Annotated in this window: 22 protein-coding genes and 1 tRNA gene; 9 read left to right on the forward strand and 14 right to left on the reverse strand. The window is 67.7% G+C overall.

Annotated features, from left to right (window positions below):
• Nucleotides 1–5: 5 nt before the first annotated feature.
• The 4 genes from AC1RNQ_RS20985 to AC1RNQ_RS21000 all read right to left on the reverse strand — a co-directional run bounded on the left by AC1RNQ_RS20985 (nucleotide 6) and on the right by AC1RNQ_RS21000 (nucleotide 4,959).
• On the reverse strand, nucleotides 6–323 hold the full coding sequence (locus AC1RNQ_RS20985; RefSeq protein ID WP_493174376.1) for a hypothetical protein: 318 nt from the start codon (nucleotides 321–323) through the stop codon (nucleotides 6–8).
• A 75-nt stretch (nucleotides 324–398) separates the two neighbouring features.
• Nucleotides 399–1,772 (reverse strand): glutamate--cysteine ligase, encoded by a 1,374-nt coding sequence (locus AC1RNQ_RS20990; RefSeq protein WP_493174377.1) that lies wholly within the window; start codon nucleotides 1,770–1,772, stop codon nucleotides 399–401.
• 126 nt (nucleotides 1,773–1,898) lie between these two features.
• A complete protein-coding gene (locus tag AC1RNQ_RS20995; RefSeq protein ID WP_493174379.1) occupies nucleotides 1,899–3,815 on the reverse strand; it encodes a proprotein convertase P-domain-containing protein in 1,917 nt (638 codons plus the stop codon).
• Between the two features lie 400 nt (nucleotides 3,816–4,215).
• Nucleotides 4,216–4,959 (reverse strand): 16S rRNA (uracil(1498)-N(3))-methyltransferase, encoded by a 744-nt coding sequence (locus AC1RNQ_RS21000; RefSeq protein WP_493174381.1) that lies wholly within the window; start codon nucleotides 4,957–4,959, stop codon nucleotides 4,216–4,218.
• Nucleotides 4,960–5,161: 202 nt separating this feature from the next.
• Between AC1RNQ_RS21000 and AC1RNQ_RS21005 the strand changes: the two genes are divergently transcribed.
• From AC1RNQ_RS21005 to ubiA, 4 genes are all read left to right on the forward strand, one after another.
• Nucleotides 5,162–7,156 carry a TadE/TadG family type IV pilus assembly protein gene (locus AC1RNQ_RS21005; RefSeq protein WP_493174420.1) on the forward strand — a complete coding sequence of 665 codons (1,995 nt, stop codon included), beginning with the start codon at nucleotides 5,162–5,164 and terminating at the stop codon, nucleotides 7,154–7,156.
• The gene (locus tag AC1RNQ_RS21010) at nucleotides 7,153–7,749 is read left to right on the forward strand and encodes a TadE/TadG family type IV pilus assembly protein (protein ID WP_493174383.1); all 597 of its coding nucleotides are present in this window, start codon (nucleotides 7,153–7,155) and stop codon (nucleotides 7,747–7,749) included. The genes AC1RNQ_RS21005 and AC1RNQ_RS21010 overlap by 4 nt, the downstream gene beginning before the upstream one ends.
• Nucleotides 7,746–8,426: a TadE/TadG family type IV pilus assembly protein gene (locus AC1RNQ_RS21015; RefSeq protein WP_493174385.1), complete on the forward strand. Its 681-nt coding sequence runs from the start codon at nucleotides 7,746–7,748 to the stop codon at nucleotides 8,424–8,426. The genes AC1RNQ_RS21010 and AC1RNQ_RS21015 overlap by 4 nt, the downstream gene beginning before the upstream one ends.
• Nucleotides 8,427–8,496: 70 nt before the next feature.
• Nucleotides 8,497–9,408 carry a 4-hydroxybenzoate octaprenyltransferase gene (gene ubiA / locus AC1RNQ_RS21020; RefSeq protein ID WP_493174387.1) on the forward strand — a complete coding sequence of 304 codons (912 nt, stop codon included), beginning with the start codon at nucleotides 8,497–8,499 and terminating at the stop codon, nucleotides 9,406–9,408.
• Here ubiA and AC1RNQ_RS21025 read toward each other — a convergent pair.
• From AC1RNQ_RS21025 to AC1RNQ_RS21050, 6 genes are all read right to left on the reverse strand, one after another.
• Nucleotides 9,405–9,686: a BrnA antitoxin family protein gene (locus tag AC1RNQ_RS21025; protein ID WP_493174389.1), complete on the reverse strand. Its 282-nt coding sequence runs from the start codon at nucleotides 9,684–9,686 to the stop codon at nucleotides 9,405–9,407. The two genes, ubiA and AC1RNQ_RS21025, sit on opposite strands and share 4 nt — an antisense overlap.
• On the reverse strand, nucleotides 9,646–9,918 hold the full coding sequence (locus AC1RNQ_RS21030) for a BrnT family toxin (RefSeq protein ID WP_493174391.1): 273 nt from the start codon (nucleotides 9,916–9,918) through the stop codon (nucleotides 9,646–9,648). Before AC1RNQ_RS21030 ends, AC1RNQ_RS21025 begins: the two co-directional genes overlap by 41 nt.
• A gap of 100 nt (nucleotides 9,919–10,018) precedes the next feature.
• Nucleotides 10,019–13,462: a chromosome segregation protein SMC gene (gene smc / locus AC1RNQ_RS21035; protein ID WP_493174393.1), complete on the reverse strand. Its 3,444-nt coding sequence runs from the start codon at nucleotides 13,460–13,462 to the stop codon at nucleotides 10,019–10,021.
• A gap of 256 nt (nucleotides 13,463–13,718) precedes the next feature.
• Entirely contained in the window at nucleotides 13,719–14,459 is a 741-nt protein-coding gene (locus AC1RNQ_RS21040) for a thioredoxin domain-containing protein (protein WP_493174395.1), read from the reverse strand.
• Nucleotides 14,460–14,495: 36 nt separating this feature from the next.
• Nucleotides 14,496–15,221, reverse strand: coding sequence for a thioredoxin domain-containing protein (locus tag AC1RNQ_RS21045; protein WP_493174397.1), 726 nt, complete (start codon nucleotides 15,219–15,221; stop codon nucleotides 14,496–14,498).
• 16 nt (nucleotides 15,222–15,237) lie between these two features.
• Complete coding sequence (locus AC1RNQ_RS21050; protein WP_493174399.1) at nucleotides 15,238–15,810, reverse strand: DUF721 domain-containing protein; 573 nt, start codon at nucleotides 15,808–15,810, stop codon at nucleotides 15,238–15,240.
• Nucleotides 15,811–15,836: 26 nt separating this feature from the next.
• On the opposite strand from AC1RNQ_RS21050, the gene AC1RNQ_RS21055 reads away from it, so the two are divergent.
• The 4 genes from AC1RNQ_RS21055 (at nucleotide 15,837) to AC1RNQ_RS21070 (ending at nucleotide 19,695) form a co-directional block, all read left to right on the forward strand.
• Nucleotides 15,837–16,865 carry an A/G-specific adenine glycosylase gene (locus tag AC1RNQ_RS21055; protein ID WP_493174401.1) on the forward strand — a complete coding sequence of 343 codons (1,029 nt, stop codon included), beginning with the start codon at nucleotides 15,837–15,839 and terminating at the stop codon, nucleotides 16,863–16,865.
• Nucleotides 16,862–18,148: a serine hydrolase domain-containing protein gene (locus AC1RNQ_RS21060; RefSeq protein WP_493174402.1), complete on the forward strand. Its 1,287-nt coding sequence runs from the start codon at nucleotides 16,862–16,864 to the stop codon at nucleotides 18,146–18,148. The genes AC1RNQ_RS21055 and AC1RNQ_RS21060 overlap by 4 nt, the downstream gene beginning before the upstream one ends.
• A complete protein-coding gene (gene nudC, locus AC1RNQ_RS21065; protein ID WP_493174404.1) occupies nucleotides 18,148–19,020 on the forward strand; it encodes an NAD(+) diphosphatase in 873 nt (290 codons plus the stop codon). The genes AC1RNQ_RS21060 and nudC overlap by 1 nt, the downstream gene beginning before the upstream one ends.
• Before the next feature lie 306 nt (nucleotides 19,021–19,326).
• Nucleotides 19,327–19,695 (forward strand): endonuclease domain-containing protein, encoded by a 369-nt coding sequence (locus tag AC1RNQ_RS21070; protein ID WP_493174422.1) that lies wholly within the window; start codon nucleotides 19,327–19,329, stop codon nucleotides 19,693–19,695.
• Here the strand turns inward: AC1RNQ_RS21070 and AC1RNQ_RS21075 are convergent.
• The 3 genes from AC1RNQ_RS21075 to AC1RNQ_RS21085 form a co-directional block, all read right to left on the reverse strand.
• Nucleotides 19,692–20,117 carry a DUF2497 domain-containing protein gene (locus AC1RNQ_RS21075; protein ID WP_493174405.1) on the reverse strand — a complete coding sequence of 142 codons (426 nt, stop codon included), beginning with the start codon at nucleotides 20,115–20,117 and terminating at the stop codon, nucleotides 19,692–19,694. The genes AC1RNQ_RS21070 and AC1RNQ_RS21075 overlap by 4 nt on opposite strands.
• A gap of 77 nt (nucleotides 20,118–20,194) precedes the next feature.
• Complete coding sequence (locus AC1RNQ_RS21080) at nucleotides 20,195–21,682, reverse strand: TolC family outer membrane protein (protein ID WP_493174424.1); 1,488 nt, start codon at nucleotides 21,680–21,682, stop codon at nucleotides 20,195–20,197.
• A 35-nt stretch (nucleotides 21,683–21,717) separates the two neighbouring features.
• Complete coding sequence (locus AC1RNQ_RS21085) at nucleotides 21,718–22,332, reverse strand: protein-L-isoaspartate O-methyltransferase family protein (RefSeq protein ID WP_493174406.1); 615 nt, start codon at nucleotides 22,330–22,332, stop codon at nucleotides 21,718–21,720.
• Between the two features lie 279 nt (nucleotides 22,333–22,611).
• Here AC1RNQ_RS21085 and AC1RNQ_RS21090 point away from each other — a divergent pair.
• Nucleotides 22,612–22,685, forward strand: a tRNA-Cys gene (locus AC1RNQ_RS21090).
• Between the two features lie 125 nt (nucleotides 22,686–22,810).
• Here the strand turns inward: AC1RNQ_RS21090 and AC1RNQ_RS21095 are convergent.
• On the reverse strand, nucleotides 22,811–23,054 hold a 244-nt coding region (locus AC1RNQ_RS21095), incomplete at its 5' end, for a hypothetical protein (protein WP_493174408.1).

Raw genomic sequence — 23,054 nt, forward strand, 5'->3', positions numbered from 1 at the left:
GCGCGTCAGGGCGTCGCGACACCCTCGCCCGCGGCGGCTGCGGCGGCGCGCCGGGCCTGGAGCTCGGCATAGCCGTCGGCGATGATGCGCCAGGCGCGGTCGCAGCGGCGCTGATCGGAGCGCAGCTTGCTGGCGCAGACTTCGTCGAGTCGCTTCAGTATCTGCTTCCGCTGTGCGGCGCGGTCGGGGAGCGTAAGGCCCGCGGCGACATAATAGTTGGCCGAGAAGGCGGCACCGATATCGGCGGCCGAATTGACTGTCTGCGCCGCGGCGGCGGCGGGCAGCAAGGCGATCGCGAGAAGACAGGCTTTGAGATGCGACATCATCGGCTCCCTGAAAGGGCTAGGCGCCGATAATATCACGAAAATCCGGCGTCGCAAAGCGTGCCGCCGCTGGCCTTAGAAGCTGAGTTCGTCGTAGATCTTCGACAGGTCGTGGTTCCATGGGCCTGCGTAGCGGTCGAGCAGGTCGTGCGCGGGCGACTTGCCGCTCTTGGCGATGCGGCGCAGCGGTTCGAGGAAGCCGACCTCGTTGTCACCCATCGAATTGACCTCGCCGCGCGCCGCGAGCCCCGCCGCCGCGATGTCGAGCACGCGGTGCGCAAGCTCGCCGACGGTGCCGCCGCCAGGCGCGCGCGCGCAAAGGCCGTCGCGCGGCACGGCATCGCGCAGCGCCTGCTGCTCCTCGATGCTCCAGCCCTTGACCAGGTCCCACGCCGCATCGAGCGCGCCCTGGTCGTAGAGCAGGCCGACCCAGAGCGCGGGGAGCGCGCAGATGCGGTTCCACGGACCGCCGTCGGCGCCGCGCATTTCGAGGAAACTCTTCAAACGCACTTCGGGGAAGGCGGTCGAAAGATGGTCGTTCCAGTCGGAGAGGCGCGGCAGCTCGCCGGGAAGGACCGACAGCTCGCCGCGCATGAAATCGCGGAAGCTGAGCCCCGCGGCGTCGATATATTTTCCGTCGCGGAAGACGAAATACATCGGCACGTCGAGCATGTAATCGACATAGCGGTCGTAGCCGAACCCGTCCTCGAACACGAAGGGCAGCATGCCGGTGCGCGCGGGGTCGGTGTCGGTCCAGATATGGCTGCGGTACGACATATAGGTGTTGGGCTTGCCCTCGGTGAAGGGCGAGCTGGCGAAGAGCGCGGTGGCGAACGGCTGCAGCGCCAGCGATACGCGGAATTTCTGCACCATGTCGGCCTCGGACATATAGTCGAGGTTGGTCTGGATGGTACAGGTGCGCAGCATCATGTCGAGCCCCATCGTGCCGACGCGCGGCATATGCTCGAGCATGATCTTGTAGCGCCCCTTGGGCATGATCGGCAACTCGGCGCGCGTCTTGTCGGGCCACATGCCGACCCCCAGGAAACCGAGCCCGAGTTCGGCGCCGACTTCCTTGACCTGCTTCAAATGCCGGCCGGTTTCGGCGCAGGTCTGGTGGAGATTTTCGAGCGGCGCACCCGACAGTTCGAGCTGGCCCGCGGGTTCGAGGCTGACGGTGCCGTCGCTGCCCGCGAGCGCGATGACCTTGCCGCCCTCGATCACCGGTTCCCAGCCGAAGCGCGTGAGCGCCATCAAGAGGTCGTGGATGCCGCCGGGTTCGTCGTAGCTGGGCGCACGGTGGTCGGCGGTGCGATAGACGAATTTTTCGTGCTCGGTGCCGATGCGCCAGCGGTCCTTGGGCTTTTCGCCCTTGATCATGGGGGCCGCGAGTTGGTCGCGGTTTTCGACGATGGGATCGTTGCTGTCGGAAGCGGTGCGCGTGCTCATGCTGCGCCATCTAGACTATCCGGTACAGAATGCAATCGGGGCTATTCGACCATCGCTCCAAGGTTGATCGTGAGGCTCGATCCCGCTGCGAGCAACGCCGGGAGAAAGCGTGCCCGCGCCGTCGGATCAGTTCATCGTGACGGTGAAGGCGATCGCCATCGCCGCGGTCGGCGCGAGGCTGGCGGTCGTCGCGGTCATGGTGGTGCCCGCGAAGGCCGCGCCGAAGGGATCGCTCTCGTCGGCGCCGGCCGCATTATCGTCCTCGACCATCGTCGCGCCGGCGCAGCTGGTGCCGCTGCGCAGCGAGGCGGGGGTATAGGTCATCGTCGCGGGGATCGCGTCGCCGATATTGATGCTCGTCGCGGTGCCGCTGCCATTGTTGGTGACGAGCAGGCAGTAGCGGATCACCGCGCCGGGGATCGCCTTGGGGTTGGTGGTGCCGTTCGTCGGATCGCTGACGATGCTGCTGGTCTTGGCGAAGACGAGGTTGGTGGTCGGGCGGCAGAAGCTAATGTCGTGGATCGCGATCGCCTGTTGCCCCGGGTCGGCCGGCGCGGCGCTGTGGTTGCCGTAATTGATGACGATCGTGTCGACCGGCGAGGCGAAGGTGACCACGACATTGCCGTTGATGCTGGTGTCGGCGGCGGTCGCATCGCCATAGGCGCTGTTGCCGATGACATAGTTGCTGACGCCGTTGGTCAGCGTCGGGGTGACCGCCGTGCCGTTATAGCTGCCGGTCACGGTTACCCGGTCGGCGAACTGGCCCGCGTTATAGTCGATGTCGAACAGGCGGAACTGCGCGCCGGGGACCGCGGTGGGCAAAGCGATCGTGCTGGTCGCGCTGCCCGACTGGCTGGTCATGTCGACCAGTTCGAAGATCGAATATTGCGCGGGCGAAAAGCCGCCGGTGACGACATTCTGCCGCGTCGGCGACTGGCCGCCATAGGTCGCATTGTTGAGGAAGCTGCCGCCGCTGATCGCGATATTGAAGTTCATCGTGCCGATATTGGCGAGCGCATAGCTGCCGCTGGTGGTGCCGGCGGACCAGGTGATGCTGTCCCAGTCATGGGTCGTGACGCCGACCGGGCAGAGCAAGACCGGCGGCATGCCTGCGGTGCGCGTGCCCGAGACGGTGAAACTGGCCGAGGCATAATCGTCTTCGCCCGCCGCGCCATTGCCGGGGGTGGAGTCGAAGTCGAACGCCGAGGATGCGCTGACCTCCGCCGCATTGACGACGGTGGCACCCGATGTCGCCGCGACGGTACCGCTGATCGTCAGCGTGCGCGTCGTGCCGGGCGGGATGCTGCCGACGGTCCAGACGCCGGTTCCCGCATCATAGCTGCCGAAGCCCGATGCGCCGGTGAAGGTGAAGCCGGCGGGGAGCATATCCTGCACCGTGACGCCGGTCGCGGTCAGCGCCGAGCCGCCCGCGTTGGTGACGGCGAGGGTATAGCTGATGCTGGCGCCGAAGGCAGGCGAAGCGGCGCTGACCGTCTTGGTCAGCGACAGGTCGGCGGACGGCGCGATCGGGACGGTGGTGAGCGTGAGGTCCGCGCGGGTGAAATTGCCGCTGTCGTTGTTCAGCGAGTCGCAGATCGTCAGCTGCCAGGTGCCGGCCGACCCCTCGCCGTCGAAATCGGCAAGCGAACCCTGCGGCCGGAAGGTGCGCTGATAGGGGGGCGCGGCGGTGGTCGAATCATTGTTGCTGGTGTGCGTCGTGATGCTCGCGGCGGCATCGTCGTCGAACAACACGTTCAGATTGTCGGGGTTCGTCGCGATATTGGTGATCAGGTTGACGACGGTGCCGGTCGGCGACACCAGGGTCGCGCGCAGATCGCCGCGATAGCTGTGGGTCAGCTGGACGCCGATCGTCACATTGGTGACCTGGGCATTGGCCGCGACGGTGAAATTGCGCGTCAGCGGCGCGGTGCACGGCGTCGCGGTCTCATTGATCGCGCCGGTGGTCGTGTTGCTGTAGGTCGTGCTGGTCTGCGCGCGCGCCGGCGCGGCGAGCGCCGCAAACGCCAGCAGGACGAGCGCCATCAGCGCCCGCAGAAGCTGCGCTCGCCGGGCCCCACCCCGGCAATTTCGGCTCTGGTCCCGCCGTTGCATCGCGCCGCTATGGCGCGCCTGTGGCTAACATCGGGTTAAGGATGGCGAATTCCGGCCGTAGTTGTGCCGGATGGGGACAGAAGAATGGGGTGGCTCGGCGGGGTTTTGGGCGGGAGCAATCGTTCCCCCGCCCCTCCTCTTCAGAGGAGGGGCAGCGAGACTTACGAACTTGTTCGTTAGTCGCAGCGGGGTGGTGCTCTCGGCTGGGCGTGCTCCTTCGACCACCACCCCGCTCGACTAAGGCCCGGCTACGCCGGACCAAGTCTCACTGCCCCTCCTCTGAAGAGGAGGGGTTTTAGGTCTGGAACCCACCCAGGCTGCTGTCCGAGCCCTATCCGCCCCAATCCCCATAATGCGCCATCCACAACGCGGTCGCCGCGATCGCCGCGGTTTCGGCGCGCAGGATGCGCGGGCCGAGCGCCATGCGGCGAACGGCGGGGGCGGCGAGCAGCAGCTCGCGCTCGCGGTCGGTGAAGCCGCCCTCGGGCCCGGTCAGGATCGCGGCCGGCGCGGGCGCCGCGAGCTCGGCCATCGGCTCCCCGCCCGCCTCGTCGGCGAAGAGCAGCGCGCGGTCGGCTGGCCAGTCCCTCAGCAGCGCCGGGAGCTTCACCGGTTCGGCGAGTTCGGGGAGCGTGGTGCGGCCGCATTGCTCGCACGCCTCGACGATCTGCGCGCGGATGCGCTCCTCCTTGAGGCGCTCGACGATCGTGCGTTCGGTGATCACCGGCTGCAGCCGCGCGACGCCGAGTTCGGTCGCCTTCTCGATGATCCAGTCGAGCCGCGCCTTCTTGACCGGCGCGAAGCAGAGCCAGAGGTCGGGCACGGCCTCCAGTGGCCGCGTCCGGCGCTCGATCGTCACGGTCAGCGCGCGCTTGGCGACATCGGCCACGATGCCGAGCCATTCGCCGCTGCGGTTGTCGCAGAGCAGCAGCGGATCGCCGGGCTTCGTCCGCATGACATGGAGCAGATAATGCGCCGCGCCGCCATCGATGACCGCGCTCGTACCCGCCTCGAGCGGGGTTTCGACGAACAGGCGCGGGGTGCTGGCGGGCGGCCAGGCGGGGACGGCAGGCATGGGTCCGCGATAGCAGACGCACAAAATTTGCACATCCCGCGCGGCAATTCGCGATTCTGTCCCGGTCCGGGTCAGAATTGGCCCGTCGGCCATGGCGCGGCTTCGCCCGATTAGCGTTTTGGTAAGCAGTCTCGCCCTAGGTGCAGGATACCAGCCACGCATCCGTTGGGGCGAACTGCGCGGCCAAGAGGGGTTTGTGACCATGCGAGGGACCTCGATCCGCGATATCTGGCGCGCTATCCGCAAGCTCGCGCGCGACCGGCGCGGCAACACCATGTTCCTGACCGCCGCCGCCGTCGTGCCGATCATCGGTATCGTGGGTTCGGGCGTCGATATCGGGCGCGCTTATATGGCCGAGTTGCGCCTGCAGCAGGCGTGCGACGCGGGCGTGCTCGCGGGCCGCCGCGCAATGAGCGGCACGACCTATACCACCGCGGCGCAGGCCGAGGCGAACAAGATGTTCAACTTCAACTACCCCAGCACCCAATATGGCAGCAGCGGTGTCACCTTCAACTCGGCGGCGCAGGGCGTCTCGACGGTCACCGGAACCGCCACCGCGACCCTGCCCACGGCGCTGATGCAGATTTTCGGTTTCGACGTCTTCAACCTTTCGGTGGCCTGCAGCGCGAAGCTCGAAATCTCCAACGTCGACGTGATGATGGTGCTCGACGTCACCGGCTCGATGACGACGGTCAATCCGGGGGACTCGGCCAACCGCATGGTGGGCCTGAAGGCCGCGACCATGTCCTTCTTCGACACGCTGACCGCCGCCGACACCGGCGACGGGCGGCTGCGCTTCGGCGTCGTTCCCTACAGCTCGGCGGCGAATGTCGGCGCGATCCTCAATGCCAAGAATCCCGCCTGGCTCCGCGATTCGGTGCTGCTGCCCTCGCGCACCCCGATCTATCGCGTGACCTGGGGCAATGCCGAGACCGAGACGGGGCCGAGCACCGACGGCACGACGACCTATGGTTCGTGGTCGAATGTCGACACGATCAGCGGCAAGAATGCCACGACCTGCCCGGCGACCGTGCCGCCCGCCGATACCTCGCCTTCGGCGTCGGGAACGCCGACGACGAACCAGACGGGGCAATATGTCGACGGCGACGGCAATCGCATCACCACCTATAACAACAGCCAGACCTATACCTACTACAACTACCGCTATTATTGGGACACGAGCGGCAAGACCAATCGCTGCCGGCAACAGCGCCGGGTCGCGACCTTCACGCGCACCTCGACCACGACAGTGACCGAGACGCCGACCCAGACGTTCGACAATAAATATCGCTACGAGGACCGCACCTTCGACGTCAGCGCGGTAAAGAACGGGACGACCGCGATCGTCACCGACACCGGCGATTCGGGCGCGAACGTCAGCTATAGCTGGGGCGGCTGCGTCATGGAGCGCGAGACGGAGCCCTTCGGGCCGACCGAGACCGCGCCGTCGGACGCGCTCGACATGGATGTCGACAGCGCGCCGACCACCGACGATGCCACCAAGTGGCAGGTGCTGATCCCCGAAATCGCCTTCGCACGGGCGAGCCATCCTTCGTATGCGCCATCGAGCACGGGCGCGATCGAGGTGAACAGCAGCAGCGTGACGAGCGACAGCAGCACCAATGGCAGCTGGCAGCGTTACTCCAAATATTGGAGCAACGGCTGGGGCGTGTGCCCCGCGGCGGCGATGAAGCTGACGACGCAGACCACGGCGGATCGTGGGACCTTCAACACTTATGTCCAGTCGTTGCAGCCGGTCGGCGGCACCTATCATGACTCGGGCATGGTGTGGGGCATCCGCCTGCTGTCGCCCGACGGCCTGTTCGCCGACGAAAATGCGACCGCGCCGAACAACCGGCCGATCAGCCGCCACATCATCTTCATGACCGACGGCGAAATGTCTGCGAACATGGGCAATTTGACCTTCCAGGGCTATGAGTGGCTGACCCAGCGTATCGGCGGAACCAGCGACAGCACGCAGACTGCGCGCCACAACAACCGCTTCCTGCAGCTGTGCGAAAAGGCCAAGGCGAAGAATATCACCGTCTGGGTGGTGAGCTTTGGCCTGGCGCTCAACACCCAGATGACGACATGCGCCACCGCGGGCAACGCCTTTGCCGCCGCGAACTCGGCGCAGCTTAACCAGAATTTCCAGGCGATCGCGCGACAGATTTCCAAGCTGAGGCTGTCGCAATGATCGGACTCAATCGCCTTGTCCGTGCGCTGCGCCGCGACGATCGCGGCACGGCGGTCACCGAATTCGCACTGACGGCGCCGTTGTTCCTGCTCGTCCTCACGGGGATTTTCGATTATTCGTGGCAGATGTACGCGAAGCAGGTTCTGTCTGGTTCGGTGGCCCATGCCGCGCGCGCCGCGACGCTGGAGGGCAATGCGAGCAGCCAGACGGCACTCGACACGGCGGTGCGCACGCAGGTCAAGCAGGTCTTCAAGGATGCGAACGTGACCTTCACGCGCAAGGCCTATGAAAGCTACGACGAAATCGGCGATCCGGAAAATTATACCGACAGCAACAATAACGGCGGCTACGACACCGGCGAATGTTATCAGGACGTCAACGGCAACAACAGCTGGGACGCCGACCGCGGCCAGACGAACAATGGCGGCGCCGAAGATGTCGTCCTCTATACGGCGAACATGGAAGTGACCCGGATACTGCCGGTCTGGAGGATGCTGGGCCAGTCGCAGAACACTACGATCAGCGCGACGACCGTCTTGCGCAACCAGCCCTATGCCGCGGCGACGGCGACGAACACGGTCATCTGCACATGATCCGTCCGGCATTCCGCAAAATCGGTTCCGGGCTGCTTCGGTTCGCGCGCGATAGCCGCGCGACGATCATGGTCGAAATGGCCTTTACCTTGCCCTTCCTGATCCTGATCGGCTTTGCCGGACTCGAGATCGCCAATCTGACGCTCGCCAACACGCGGATCAGCCAGATCGCGCTGAGCGCCGCCGACAATGCGTCGCGCATCGCCTATGGCAATAATCTCTCGCTGCCGCGCGTGCGCGAGCTCGATATCAACTCGGTGTTCACCGGGGTCGAGGAACAGGCGCGCGGACTCGATTTCCGCAACAATGGCCGCATCATCCTCTCGAGCCTCGAACGCAACGCCGATGGCGGGCAATGGATTCACTGGCAGCGCTGCTATGGCACGCTCAACGCGCCGTCGAGTTACGGCGTGCAAGACGCCGGCAGGACCGGAACCGCGCTTGCCGGCATGGGCCCGGTGGGCCGCCAGGTCGCCGCATCGCAGGGGACCGCCGTCATGTTCGTTGAGATCACCTATAGCTATCAGCCCCTGCTCTACGGCAAATGGCTCGGTGCGCGGACGATCCGCTCGACCGCGGCTTTCAATATCCGCGAGGCGCGCGACCTGCAGGGACCGACGGCCGACAGCGACGGTGTCTACAACCCCGCGCCGACGGCAACCAAGTCGACCTGCTGAACCGCGGCGTCGCGCGGCTGGACAATTATCATTTATCGCGGACGCGGCCGCTGCTATCGCGCGGGCGCCGATGACCGCCGTTCCTCCTCCCGACAGCCAACTCACCGGCTTCGTCGCGCTGCTGCCCGCCGCGGCGCGGCCCTATGCGCTGCTCGCGCGCTTCGACCGGCCGATCGGCTGGTGGCTGCTTTACTGGCCGTGCACTTTCGGGCTCGCGCTCGCCGGCGGCGCGGCGAGCCGCTGGCCGCTGTTCCTGTGGATGCTGCTCGGCGCGATCGCGATGCGCGGCGCGGGCTGCGTCTATAATGACATCGTCGACCGCGACCTCGACGCCAAGGTCGCGCGCACCGCGTCGCGGCCGGTGGCGAGCGGCGCGGTGTCGCTGCGGAATGCCTGGCTGTGGACGATATTGCTGTCGCTCGTCGGGCTGCTCGTGCTCGTGCAATTGCCGCTGCGCGCGCAGCTGATCGCCTTGCTCAGCCTGACTTTGGTCGCGGCCTATCCCTTCATGAAGCGCATCACCTGGTGGCCGCAGGCGTGGCTGGGCCTCGTCTTCAGCTGGGGCGCGCTTGTCGGCTGGGCCGCGGTGGGGACGAACCCGCCGGGGCTCGCGCTGCCCCTGCTCTATGCCGGCTGCATTGCCTGGGTGATCGGCTACGACACCATCTATGCGCTGCAGGATATCGAGGACGATGCGCTGGTCGGGGTGAAGTCGAGCGCGCGCGCGATGGGGCGGCATGTGAAGCCGGGAGTCGGCCTCTGCTATGGCGTCGCGCTGGGCTGCTGGGCGGGCGCCTTGTGGCAGGTGCGGCCCGACCCGCTGGTGTTCGTCGCGCTGCTGCCCACAGCGTTGCATTTCGCGGGGCAGGTGGTGACGCTCGACCTCGCGAAGGGCGAGGATGCGCTGGCGAAATTCCGCAGCAACCGCTTCGCGGGGCTGTTGATCTTCGCGGCGATGCTGGTGGTGGGCAACGCGCCCTAAAGGCCGAGCACCTTGCGCAATTCAGCGTTGATGCGGCTTTGCCAGCCGGCACCAGTGGCGCGGAATTTTTCGAGCACGATGCTGTCGAGGCGGAGCGTCACCTGCTGCTTGGGGTCGGCCGATTTGGGACGACCGGGCTTGGTCCAAGTGCCATCGGCGGGTTTGACCAGCTTGCCGCCTTTGTAAACGGCGGCGCGGCGGAAATGGTCCTCCGTCCATTCTGGCGCGTCATCCGGATCAATCCAGGGCTGTTCGGCGGGCTTCGAGTTCTTCGTCATGCACATGTCTCATCGAAATGATGCGGCGGGTATCTTCGCGCGGCGTCCAGACGACGGCTACTGCGCGCCCATCCAACTCGCCGTAAACGATGTAGCGATCTTCGCCATAGTCGCGCCGATCATCGACAAATTCGAGATAGTCTCCCGCGAAAAGTTTAGCGGCATCGGCAAAATCCAGCCCGCGTTCACGAAGAGTCCTCTGACGCTTTGCTTCATCATAACCAATTTCCATGGCCACATCCTTTAAGCACGCTCGGCGAATGGAGGCCGACGATGCGAATTTTCAGGAGTTGGCGTCATCTCATTTATCGTAGTTACAAAAATAGTCAACCTTATTCCGCCGCGAGCAGTTCCTCGGCGCCGCCGAGGTCGACCGAGACGAGGCGGCTGACGCCCTTTTCGATCATCGTCACCCCGAACAGGCGGTGCATGCGTGCCATCGTCACCGCATTGTGGGTGACGATCAGATAGCGGGTGTTGGTCTCGCGCGTCATGCGGTCGAGCAGGTCGCAGAAACGCTCGATATTGGCGTCGTCGAGCGGCGCGTCGACTTCGTCGAGGACGCAGATCGGCGCGGGATTGGTGAGGAACAGGCCGAAGATCAGCGCGATCGCGGTCAGCGCCTGTTCGCCGCCCGAGAGGAGGGTGAGCGTGCCGAGGCGCTTGCCCGGCGGCTGCGCCATGATTTCGAGCCCGGCCTCGAGCGGATCGTCAGAGTCGACGAGCTCGAGATGCGCCTGGCCGCCGTTGAAGAGCGTCGTGAACAGGCGCTGGAAATGGGTGTTCACCGTCTCGAAGGCGGCGAGCAGGCGGACGCGGCCCTCGCGGTTCAGATTGCCGATCGAGCCGCGGAGGCGGTGCACCGCCTGCGTCAGCTCCTCGATCTCGGCGGCGCTCTTCTCGCGCTCCAAATCGAGTTCGGCGAGTTCGTCGGCGGCGACGAGGTTGACCGGGCCGAGCCGCTCGCGGTCGGCGATCAGCCGGTCGTGCTGCGCCGATTCGGCATTGGCATCGCCGACGCTCGCGCTTTCGAACCCGGCCTTTTGCGGCAGCAGCGGCGGCGGGCATTCGAAGCGCTCGCCCGACAGGCGGCCCATTTCGACGCGGCGGAGCTCGGCGTTCTCGGAGCGCGCGACCGCGCCGGCGCGGGTCTCGCGCGCGCTGGCGAGCGTCTCGCGGATGGTGCCGAGTGCGGCCTCGGCCTCGCGCAGCGCGGTTTCCGCTTCGCGCTCGTGCGCCTCGGCGGCGGCAACCTGATCGCGCAGGCTCGCCTGCTTCGCTTCGGCCTCGACGCGCTGCTGCGCGAGCCTCTCGGGGAGGTCGGCGAGCTTGGCCGCCTCGGCGGCGAGCGCTTCGGCGCGCTTGTCCATTTCGGTGACGCGGCGCGCCGCCTCGCCGGCGCGCGCCTTCCAGCTCTTGATCTCGGCGCTGACCACGGCCTGGCGTTCGCTGAGCGCGGCGAAAGCGCGTTCGTGCGCGGCCTGCGCGTCGCGCGCGGCGTTTGCGTCGCTGCGGGCGCGCTCGGCGGCGGCCTCCTGCGCGCCGAGCGCGTCGCGCGCGATGTTGTCGTCGGGCAGCGCGGCAAGCGCGGCCTCGCGGTCGGCGAGGTCCTTCGCCGCCTCGGCGGTCGCGGCGGCGAGTTCGTCGCGGCGGCGGTCGAAGAGGCTCGCGGCATCCTTGTGCCGGTCGAGCGCGGCCTGCGCCTGGTCGGCGGCGCGCAGCATCGTGCGGCGGCGCTCGTCGGCGTCGGCGAGCGCGCGGCGCGTGGCCGACACGGCGGCGGTGGCCTCGGCCAGCGATGCGCTTGCAGCGTCGCGGCGATCGCCGAGCTGCATGACGCCGAGTTCGACCTGCGGGCGCTGCGCGGCGAGCTCTTCGAGGCGGTTCTGGCGGACGAGGCGCTCGGTCGCGGTGGCGCCGTCGCCGCGCGCGACAAAACCGTCCCAGCGGCGCATCACGCCGTCCTTGGTGACGAGGCGCTGGCCGACCGCGAGCGGCTGGCCGCTGTCGGTGTCGGCGACCGCGACCTGCGCCAGCCGGCGGAGCAGCGCGGCGGGGGCCTGGACGACATCGGCGACCGCGGTCGTGCCCGCGGGGAGGGCGGGGTCGTTCGCGTGCCTGTCGGCGCCGCGCCAGCTGCGCTGCGCTTCGGCATCGGTGCCCGCGTCGAGATCGTCGCCGAGCGCGGCGGCGAGCGCGGCTTCATAGCCGGGGATGACGCGGAGCTGGTCGAGCACGGGGTTGGCGTCGGATTTGGCAGCGGCGAGCGCGCGCGCGAGCGTCGCGGCCTCGCCTTCCAAGGCGGCGAAGGCGGCGCGGGCCTCGGCGAGGCCCGCCTCGATTTCGGCTAGGCTCGCGGCACCGGTCTCGCGGTCGGCCTCGGCGCCCTGCAGGGCTTCCTCGGCGGCCCCGATTGCGCCTTCGGCCTCGGCGGCGGCGGTCGCGGCCTCGGCTTGCCGCTGCGATAGCGCGGCGCTGTCGCCGAGCGCGGTAACTTCGGCCTCGACGCGTGCGCTGTCGTTGGTCAGGCGGCGGACGGCGCCCTCGGCGCTGTCGCGCGCCGAGACGGCGATGCGGCGGTCGGCGGCCTCGCTCGCGGCCTGCGCGCGCGCCTGCGCGAGCGCGACCTCGGCATCGCGGAGCAAAGCCTGCGCCGCTTGGCTCGCCTCGACGAGCGCGGCCTTGCCGGCCTCGTGCGTCGCGAGTTGCTGGGCTAGCGCCCTGGCCTCGGCATCGAGGTCGGTGAGCGCGCCATGGGCTTCGCGCGCGAACTCGCCTTCGCGGTTCCGGTCGTCGGCGAGGCGCGCTTGCTGCACCGCGAGGTCGTCCTGCCGCTGGCGTGCGGCGCGTTCCTCGCCCGCAAGGCGGACCTGCGTCGCGGTCGCTTCGGCAAGCGCGTCGCGCTGCGCCTGCGCTGCGCTGCGCGCCTCGGCGACGCGGGTCGCGACCTCGGTCTGCGCCCTGGCGAGCGTGTCGAGCTTTTCCTGCGCGGCCTTCACCGCCGCCTCGGCGGCGTCGGCGTCGCGCCGCGCCTGGTCGGCGGCGGCGGCGGCATCGCGCCAGCGCGCGTAGATCAGCCGGCCTTCCGCGACGCGGATCTCGTCGCTCAATTTCTTGTAGCGTTCGGCGGCGCGTGCCTGACGGCGCAGCGCATTGGCGCGCACCTCCATGTCGGCGACGATCTCGGACAGGCGGCCGAGGTTGGTCTCGGTCGCGCGCAGCTTCTGCTCGGCGTCCTTGCGGCGCACGTGCAGCCCCGCGATGCCCGCGGCTTCCTCGAGCATCGCGCGGCGGTCGGTGGGCTTGGCCGAGATGACGCCCGCGATCTTGCCCTGGCTGACCAGCGCCGGGCTGTGCGCGCCCGTCGCGGCGTCGGCGAAGATCAGCGCGACGTCCTTGGCGCGCACGTCGCGGCCGTTGGCGCGATAGGCGCTGCCCGCGCCGCGTTCGATGCGGCGGATGATCTCGAGCTCATGGCCGTCACTGGCGTCGGACAGGCCCGCGACGATGTCGCCCTCGCTGTCGCAATGGAGCGCGACCTCGGCGAAGTCGCGTGGCGGGCGCTGCGTGGTGCCCGCGAAGATGACGTCCTCCATGCCGCCGCCGCGCATCGACTTGGGGCTGGATTCGCCCATCACCCAGCGGATCGCCTCGAGCAGGTTCGACTTGCCGCAGCCATTGGGGCCGACGACGCCGGTCAGCCCGGGTTCGATGCGCAGTTCGGTGGGTTCGACGAAGCTTTTGAAACCGGTCAGGCGCAAGCGTTTTATCTGCACGGGCGCATCCCGTGCAGTCGACCGAATCGCAGATGATGCAACCTGCTTGTCACATATCCCCCTTGGCTCCCGTCATGCCGCGCGGGCCGGGGAGTCGCAAGGGGGTTGGGATGGTATAAGCCCCTCCCCTTCAGGGGAGGGGTTGGGGTGGGGTCTGTCGGTGTTGCGCAAGGTCGCTAGACCCCACCCGCTGCGACCAGGCAGCAAGCTGCCAAGTCTCGCTGCCCTCCCCTGAAGGGGAGGGCCAAACGTGCGCTCAGCGCGCGCCCAGCGTTTTCAGGCGGTCGCGCAGCACCGGCCAGGTGCCGATGCCCTCGGCCAGCTGGCCGTTGACGATGAAGGCCGGGGTCCCGGGGATCGGATAGGCCTCGTTCGCGGCGTTGACGCCCTTTTCAAGCTTTTCGAGATTGGCGACATTGCCGAGGCAGGCGTTGATCTGCTCGGCGGTCATCCCGCGCGACTGGAAGAAGGTGTCGAGCTGGATCGCCTTGGCGAGCGCGGGGAAGCGCTGCGCGGGGGGCAGCGCCATCGCCGCCTCGTAACCCGCCTGGTTCCCCTGGGCGTTTTTGAAGATTTCGGCCTGCGCGGCCATCGTGTTTTCCATCAGCGCGAAATAGCGTTCCTTCGGCGCGCACTGGATCACCGCGGCGGCGGTGATGTCGATCGGGTCGCGGACATAGTTGCGGATTTCGAAGCTCACGCGGCCGGTGTCGACGAAATCGCGTTTCAGCTCCTCGTGGCTGCTATTCGAGAAATCGGCGCAGTGCGAGCAGGTGAGCGAGGCATATTCGAGCACCTTGATCGGCGCATCGGGGTTGCCCATCACATAGCCGCCCTCGGGGGTGACGGCGACGGTCTGCGACCAGCTCTTGCCCGCGGGCGCCGCGACCTTGGCGATCGCCGCCTGTTCCTTGGCGGGATCGGTCTTGCTGTCGCCGCACGCGGCGAGGGCGAGCGCGCCCATCGAGGTCAAAAGGGCGGTACGCAGCAGGGTCATATGTCTTGTCTCCACTAATCGGGGAAGGACGGGCTTTTACGAAGCCTTGAGCGCAAGGTCGAGTTGCGATTTCACCGCCGGCCAGGCGACGCCGTCGAGGCGGCGGCCGTTGACGAAAAAGGCTGGGGTGCCGCCGACGCGGTCGGCGTTGCGGCCGATGTTGGTCATGCCGGTGAGCTCGGCCTGCGCGACCTCGTTGTCGAGGCAGGCGTTCTGCTGCGCGAGCGTATAGCCGCGCGCGCTCATCAGCGCGGTCAGCCCGGTGTCGGCGGCGATCTTGCGCGCGCGCTGGCCGGTGGTGCCCTCGAACCAGCTCGCCTTCTGGGCGTCGCTCGCCTTGGTGATCCTGTCGAGCAGCGCGGGCTGGCCGGCGAAGATCGCGGCGTGATTGCCCGCAAAGGCCTTGGGCCCGCCGCAGCGCGCGAGCAGCGCGGCGGTCATGTCGATCGGATCGCGCACGAGGTTGCGATATTCGAAAAGGACGAGGCCCTTGTCGACGTAGAGCGTCTTGAGCGGCACCCCCGCCGCCTTGGCGAAATCGCCGCAGACGTGGCAGGTATAGCTGAAATATTCGACCAGCCGGACCTTCGCGGCGGGATTGCCGACGCTATAGGCGCCGATGCTGCTCGCGGTGACGGTCGACGACCAGCGCGGCGCGGCGGCCGCCTTCTTGGCGGGGGCGGCGTGGACGGCCGAGAGCGCGAGGACGCCGAGCGCGGCGGTGGCGGCAAGGGCGATCGAACGCGGGCGGAATGGCTTCATCGGGGCCGGGTCTTCCTCAACTGATGCGGGGGAGCTTGGGCGGCGTCGCGAGCCCGGCGGCCATCCGCTCGAGGACGGTCCGAAGCTCGGGGTCGCCGATATCGCGCAAACTGTCCCCCAGTTCGGCGGGTACGGGTTTGAGCATTGCTGGCGGCTGAACGGCGGGGGCGGGGGTCACCTGCCCGTGGGTCATGCGCACGCTTGCGATCGCGGCATAGCCGAAGAAGCGATTGACCGCGGCGATCAGGTCGGGGGCGACATGCTGGAGCATCGGCGCATGCGCGCCGCTGATCGTGAGGTGCAGCGTGCCGCCAGCTTTCTGTCCGGCGGGAAAGCGGATCATCGCGGGCTGGGTGACGTCGGCGAGGCGGTCGCCGACGATCTCGCGCCAGCGGCTGACCACCGACGACTGGATGAAGCCGAATTTGCGAAAGGCGGTGCGGCCGATTTCGGGGACGAGGTCCGAAATAGCGCGCGCCTCGCCGCCGCGCGGGCGCTCGTAAGGACGCGCGGCGGGCTTGGCGGATTTCGCCTTTGCCCTGGCTTTCGGCTTGGCGGCCGGGCCATCCTCTCGCGTCTCTTTCGCCATTGGAGGCGCCATGCCATAGGCGGGGGGTGAGCGTCCAGACTTCCGACATCGTTGAAGGCTTCGCCGCGCGCCTGCTCGGCTGGTACGACCGTGCCGCGCGCGTGCTGCCGTGGCGCGTGCCGCCGGGGAGCGGCGCGGTGCCCGACCCCTATCGCGTGTGGATGGCCGAGGTCATGCTGCAGCAGACGACGGTCGCCGCGGTCGCGGGCTATTTCGAGCGCTTCACGGCGCGCTGGCCGACAGTGGCCGACCTCGCGGCGGCCGACGATGCCGACGTCATGGCGGCATGGGCCGGGCTCGGCTATTATGCCCGCGCGCGCAACCTGCTCGCCTGCGCGCGTGCGGTGGTGGCGGATCATGGCGGCACATTTCCCGACAGCGATGCGAAGCTGCGCGCCTTGCCGGGGGTGGGCGACTATACCGCGGCGGCGGTGGCGGCGATCGCCTTCGGGCGGCCATCGATCGTGGTCGACGCCAATATCGAGCGCGTGATCGCGCGCCACCGGCTGATCGAGATCCCGTTGCCCGCGGCGAAACGCGAGATCAAGGCGGCATTGGCGCCGCTGGTCCCGGCGGATCGCCCGGGCGACTTCGCGCAGGCGCTGATGGACCTCGGCGCGACGATCTGCACGGTGCGCAGCCCGGCGTGCGGCATCTGCCCGGTGATGGCCGACTGCCGCGCGCGCGGGCGTGCCGATATCGAGCGGCTGCCGGTCAAGCCGCCCAAAAAGACGAAGCCGCATCGCCACGGCCTCGCTTACTGGATCGAGCAGGACGGCCGGGTCTGGCTGGTGCGGCGCCCCGACAAGGGCATGCTCGGCGGGATGCGCGCGCTGCCCGGGGGCGACTGGACCGATACGCCGCCGCGCGAGTCGGGGATCGTGTCGGTCGACCATGGCTTCACCCATTTCGACCTGACGCTGACATTGGTCCGCCGCAAATCCCAAGATGCCGCAGCGGAAGGCGCGTGGTGGCCGATCACCGAGCTTGACGCGGCGGGCCTGCCGACGCTCTACCGGAAACTGATCGACAAGATGCTGGAGAGAGTAAGATGAACATGATGGTTTCGCGCCGCGCGATGCTCGGCGGGCTGGCGCTGGGCGGAACCGGGCTGCTGCTGCCCCATACGGCCTGGGCCTTCAAGGAAGGCGGGGCACAGCTCTATCCCGCGACGCACGCCTTCATCAAAGGTTTCGTCGACCGCCGCGAACTGGCGGGTACGCTCGCCGCGATCGGCAAGGGGCAGGCGGAAGCGAGCTTCTTCGGCGCCGGGGTGCAGTCGATCAGCGACGGCGTGCCGGTCGGCCCCGACACCTTGTGGCGGCTCTATTCGATGACCAAGCCGGTCACCGGCATCGCGGCGATGCTGCTGATCGAAGACGGCAAGATGAAGCTCGACCAGCCGATCGCCGATTTCCTGCCCGCCTTCGCGAATATGAAGGTGCAGAACACCCCCGACGGCTCGATCACCGACGTGCGTCCGGCGAAGACGCAAATCACGGTGCGCCACCTGCTCACCCACACCGCCGGGCTCGGTTACAACATCATCCAGAAGGGGCCGATCAAGAAGGCCTATGACGATGCCGGGATCGTCGGCGGGCAGGCAAGCAAATTGCCGATCCCGGGTTTTCCGCCGGTCACCCCCGCGCCGAGCCTCGCGGTCATGGCCGACCGGCTCGCCGCGCTGCCGCTCGTCTACGAACCCGGGACGAAATGGAGTTATTCGATCGGGCTCGACCTCTTGGGACGGGTGATCGAGGTCGTGTCGGGGCAGGCTTTCGACGCCTTCCTGAAGGCACGGCTGTTCGACCCGCTCGGCATGGCGAGCACGGGATTCATGGTCGACAAGAAGGATGTCGGGCGCTTCACGAGCAATTATGCGGCCTATGCCGGCGCGCTGATCCCCTTCGACCCGGCGACCAGCTCGATCTATCTCGACAAGCCGCCCTATCCGTTCGGCGGCGGCGGTCTCGTGTCGAGCGCGCGCGACTACGACCGTTTCCTCGCGATGCTGCTGGGCGAGGGTGAGACCGGCGGCAAGAGGATCATGGAGGCCGAGACCGCGCGGCTCGCGATGTCGAACCTGCTGGGCGACAGCGTCGACCGCAAGGGGACTTTCGTCGACGGCCAGGGCTTCGGCGCGGGCGGGCGCGTGTCGCTGCCGACCTCGCCGGGCGGCGAGGGGCTGTTCGGCTGGGCGGGCGCCGCGGGAACGATCGGTTTCGTGCACCGGGGGCTCGGCTATCGCGTCGGCGGCTATACGCAGATCATGCCGTCGGAAACCGTGCCCTTCCAGGCGAAGTTCGGCGAGACCGTGCTCAAGGATGTGATCGGCTGATGCCGCTGCCGCTCGGCTTTACCGGCGCGCGGCTCGACCGCGCCGACCAGGTCCGCACAGATGCGGCCGCCTTCGCGGCGGCGTCCGCCGATTCGCGCGCGCTGTGCCTCGTCCTCGACGGGATCGACTTCGTGCCGGGCGAGGGTGGCGGGCTATGCTGGGAGCCCTTCGACCCCGCCGACGACCGCGCGGCGATGCTGCTCGGCCTCGACGAGGCCGGCGTGCCGCATTTCGTGCGCGAGCCTGTAGCGAGCCAGCGGATCGATGCGCGCTCGCGCACCGTGATGCGGCTGCTGCCCTTGCTGTCGGGCGAAGAGGCGGCGCTTTATGGCGGCGCGCGCAGCCTGGTCGACTGGCACGCGCGGCATCGCTTCTGCGCGGTGTGCGGCAGCCCGAGCGCGCTGTTCCGCGGCGGCTGGGGCCGCCAATGCGGCAGCTGCAACGCCGAACATTTTCCGCGCGTCGACCCGGTGGTGATCATGCTCGCCGAATGCGAGGGCCGCGTGCTCGTCGGGCGCCAGCCCGGCTTCCCGCCGGGCTTCTTTTCGGCGCTCGCGGGGTTCGTCGAGCCCGGCGAATCGCTCGAGGAAGCAGTGGCGCGCGAATTGTTCGAGGAGGCGGGGATCCGCGTGTCGGACGTCACTTATGTGGCGAGCCAGCCCTGGCCCTTCCCCTCGTCGCTGATGATCGGCGCGCGCGCGGTGACGAGCGACCCCGCGCTGACGCTCGACACGACCGAGATCGAAGCGGCGATGTGGGTCGACCGCGCCGAGGTCCGCGCCGCGCTCGCGGGCGACATGGGCGCGCCGTTCATGGCCCCGCCGCCGCTGGCGATCGCGCGGTACTTGCTGGAGGATTGGGCGGGGTCGTAATTCTCCACGTCGCGTAGCGATGGGGAGCTGGCAGCGCAAAGCGCTGACGGAGGGCCTTGGTTTTTGCCTTCGTCCCCCTCCACCACCCGCTTTGCGGGCGGTCCCTCCCCACGGCTTCGCCGCAGGGAGGATTAAGATGGTCCGATTTGGCGCCATCTTGCCGCCAAACCGCTAGCGATGCGGCTACCCTAATCCTCCCTGTCGCGAAGCGATGGGGAGGGGGACCATGCAAAGCATGGTGGAGGGGTCATGCAGCGCCGGACTTCAAAAGAGACAATAGCGAGAGCGCGCCGATTGCGGCGGATGATGACTGCACCGGAAGCCAAGCTCTGGCAGCGCCTGCGAACGCGGCCCGGCGGGGTCAAGTTTCGGCGACAGCACCCCATAGGCGCCTATGTGCTCGACTTTTACGTAGCGTCCGCAAAGCTTGCGATCGAGATCGACGGCGCGGTGCACGACATCGGAAATATGCCCACACGGGATGCCATGCGTGAAGCATGGCTTGTCGAGCGAGGCGTCGCCGTGGTGAGGCTTCCTGCGCGCGAAGTAATGGAGGATGTCGAAGCTGTAGTAGACCATCTGGTTCGGTTCGTGGCCGGGCGTCAATCACCCCTCCACCACTCGCTTCGCGAGCGGTCCCCCTCCCCATCGCTTCGCGACAGGGAGGATTATTAGAGCCGCCGTCCGGTAATCCGACTGATTTCCTTGGCCACCATCGCCTCGACCAGCGGGGGCAGGTTGGTGTCGAGCCAGTCCTTGAGCATCGGGCGCAGCGCGTCGAGCACCACGTCCTCGAGCGACCGGCCCGCGGCCGGGACGGTCACCGCGGCGGCGACCGCGGGCGCGACCGCGGCGGTCAGCGCCTCGAGCGACTGGCGCGTCGCGTCGGCGCTGGCGGCCGAGACCAGTTCCTCGGCAGCGCCTGACTCGGGCGCGTCTTCGGCTCCGTAGTCGTCTTCGGCGTCGCTCAGTTCGAGCACATCCTCGCGCGCGGGCTCGCGGATTTCGCGCGCGCCGGGGGCTTCGTCGCGCGCGATGACGCGCCGGATCGACGACAGTATGTCTTCCATCGACGGTTCACGCGACATGTCGCCCATATGGCCCCCTGTGAATCATCCGGAAAGCGGACGATTAACCATCTCCTTACCGGTACCGGGCGATGGTTAACAAGTTCTTATTGCGGGCTCAGCGGATCGCCGGCGGGGACGCTGGCGTCGGCGGCGGGCACGGCGCGCGTGTCGGTCGCGACCTGCTGGGGCTTCGGATCGTCGTCCCAGTCGAAGATCTTGCCCTTCACGCGGCGATAATTGACCTCGGGGTCGTAGAGCGCGCCGCCCTCGATCCCGAGGTCGCGCGCCTCGGCCTTGCCCATCGCCGCGAGCACCGAGAAGGCCGCGACGTAGCTGTTGCGCCGCGCCGAAACGAGCTGGACCTGGGTGTTCAGATATTCCTGCTCGGCGTTCAATATATCGAGGATCGAGCGCGTGCCGACGCTGTTCTCGGCGCGAACGCCCTCGAGCGAGAGCGCATTGGCGCTGACCGCCTGCTGGGTCGCGGCGATGATCCGTTCGTTGGCCTGCCACGCGGCATAGGCGCCGCGCGTCTGCGCGATGACCCCGCGCTCGGTCTCGACATAGGTTTCGATTGCCTGGCTGGTGCGCGCCTGTGCCTGGCGGACCTGCGCCGCGGGGCGCCCGCCCTGGAAGATCGGCAGGGTGATCGACAGGCCCGCCTGAGCGCTCGTCGTCGTTTGCGCGAAGCGGTTGCCATCCTGGTCGGTGCCGCGGATCGAGCCAAGGAAGTCATTATAGCCGCCGCCGACCGTGCCCGACAGCTTCGGCATGCGTGCGGCACGCGCGACGCCGATATCGGCGCGACTGGCGTTGACGAGCTCGTTCGCCGCCTCGATGTCGGGGTTGCTGTTGAGCGCGATCGCGACGGCTTCCTCGGCGGTCGCCGGCAAATTGGGCAGCACCGGCGGCTGTTCGAGATCGACGGGCGCGTCGCCGACGAGCCGGATATAGGCTTCGCGGCTGGCGATCAGGTTCGATTCGGCGGTGCGCAGGTCGCCCTCGGCGAGCGCGAGGCGCGCCTGCGACTGGGCGACGTCGGTGCGTGTCAGGTCGCCGATCTCGAAACGGTCGCTCGTCGCCTGCAAATTGGTGCGAAGCACCGAAACATTTTTCTGGTTCAACTGCACGATCGCCTGGTCGCGGATCACGTCCATATAGGCGCCGACGGTCTGCGAAAAAATGCTCGCCTCGGTCGCACGCAAATCGGCCTGGCCGGCTTCGACGCGATATTTCGCGGCCTTCACGGCGTTCTTGACCGCGCCGCCCTGATAGATGGGAACCGACAACTGGCCGTTCACGCTGAGCACGCGGCCCGGCGACGAAAAACTGTTGCCGGGGATGACGATATTTTCCTGATAGTCGACGCTGGTGCCGACCGAGGGCAGCCCGTCGGCCTTGCGGATCGGCACATTCTCGTCGTTCGCGCGCTGTCCGGCGCGCGCCGCGGTCAGCGTCGGGTTGTTCTCATAGGCCTTGGCGAGCGCCCCCTGCAGCGTTTCGGCCTGCGCCGCCGACGACAGCGTCAGCGCGCCGAGCGCGAGGCCGGTAAGCCAGCGGGCGCGGGGCTGTTTCTTGTTGGTATCGAGCATCGTCATGATCAGCCTGAAAACTGGGGAGGAGCCGGTTAGAACTGGAAACCCTTGGGGACCGCGAAACCCGGGAGCGGCGCGACGTCCATGTCGGCGAAGGGGCGGAGCGCGATCGTTCCGCCGGTCTTCACCCCCTGGACGAGGCGGCTGACGCTGCCGTCGCGCAGCGCCGCGACGATCCGGCCGCCCTCGACGAGCTGGTCGGCGAGCGCGGCGGGCAGCGCCTCGATCGCGCCCTCGACGACGATGCGGTCGAACAGCCCCTTGCCGGGCGTGCCCGCGGCGAGCGGACCCTCGGTCCAGCGGATCGCGGGGTTGGTCGCGGCGCGCTTCGCCATTTCGATGAGGCCGGTCTCTTCCTCGAGCGCCTCGACCTCGGCGCCGAGCAGCGCGAGGCAGGCGGCGGTGTAGCCGGTCGCGGCGCCGACGAGCAGCACGCGCATGCCGGGGCGGATCATCGCCGCGACGAGCAGGCGCCCCGTGACCAGCGGCGCATTGAGTGCGCGCCCGTTTCCGAGCGGGATCGCACGGTCCATATAGGCGACGCTGGTCAGTGCGGGCGGCACATGCGCCTCGCGCGGCACGGCGCCCATCGCGCCGACCACCGCGGGGTCGATCACGTCGTTGGTGCGAAGCTGGCTGTCGATCATCGCAGCCCGCATCTCCGCGGCACTTACCTCGTTCAATCTGCTCGCCATCCGCGCTGTCCGATTCCTGGAGTGACCCTTATTGCAGCCCGCTCTAGCCCAAGCCATGCTGTATTGCAATGCTAATACAGCATGAACGTCTGCAGCGCCGCGCATAGCTGCCCCGGCCGCCGCCGCCAAGTCCGCATCGGCGAATCCTTGACAAGGGCAGCAAAGCCCATCACTAGCGCGGTCCGTCCAACACCCGGCCCGTCCCGCAAGGGATGCGGCAATTTGGCATGAGGCCCGATGGCGGAGTGGTGACGCAGCGGACTGCAAATCCGCGCACGCCGGTTCGATTCCGGCTCGGGCCTCCAGAAATTTCTACATTTAAAAACAATAACTTAGTGGCAAGAAGTTGCCACTCACCTTCCCGCGGGTTACGGTGATATCGTGGCTCCAATTCGGTCTTGAGAGACTGGAAATAGACGGAAAATCCTTCTCAAATCCGGCGAAGAAGGGGCACAGTCTGTGCCGCCAAAAGGGCAGTGACGGTTTTGATTTCCGAATGTCTGACCGGTTGCGGAAAACCGATTATCGACATGGCCCAGGCGCAACCCTCGCCCCGCGCTGCGAGATGGTCAGCGACCAATTGCTGCGCGGCGGATATTAGGGTCAGGACCCATTGATTGCGCGATCGAGGTTTGAAGCGATTTTGTTCAGTGCGAGGAGGCAAGGCGCAGGAA

It is taken from the genome of Sphingopyxis sp. GW821-FHT12F08 (assembly GCF_058806755.1).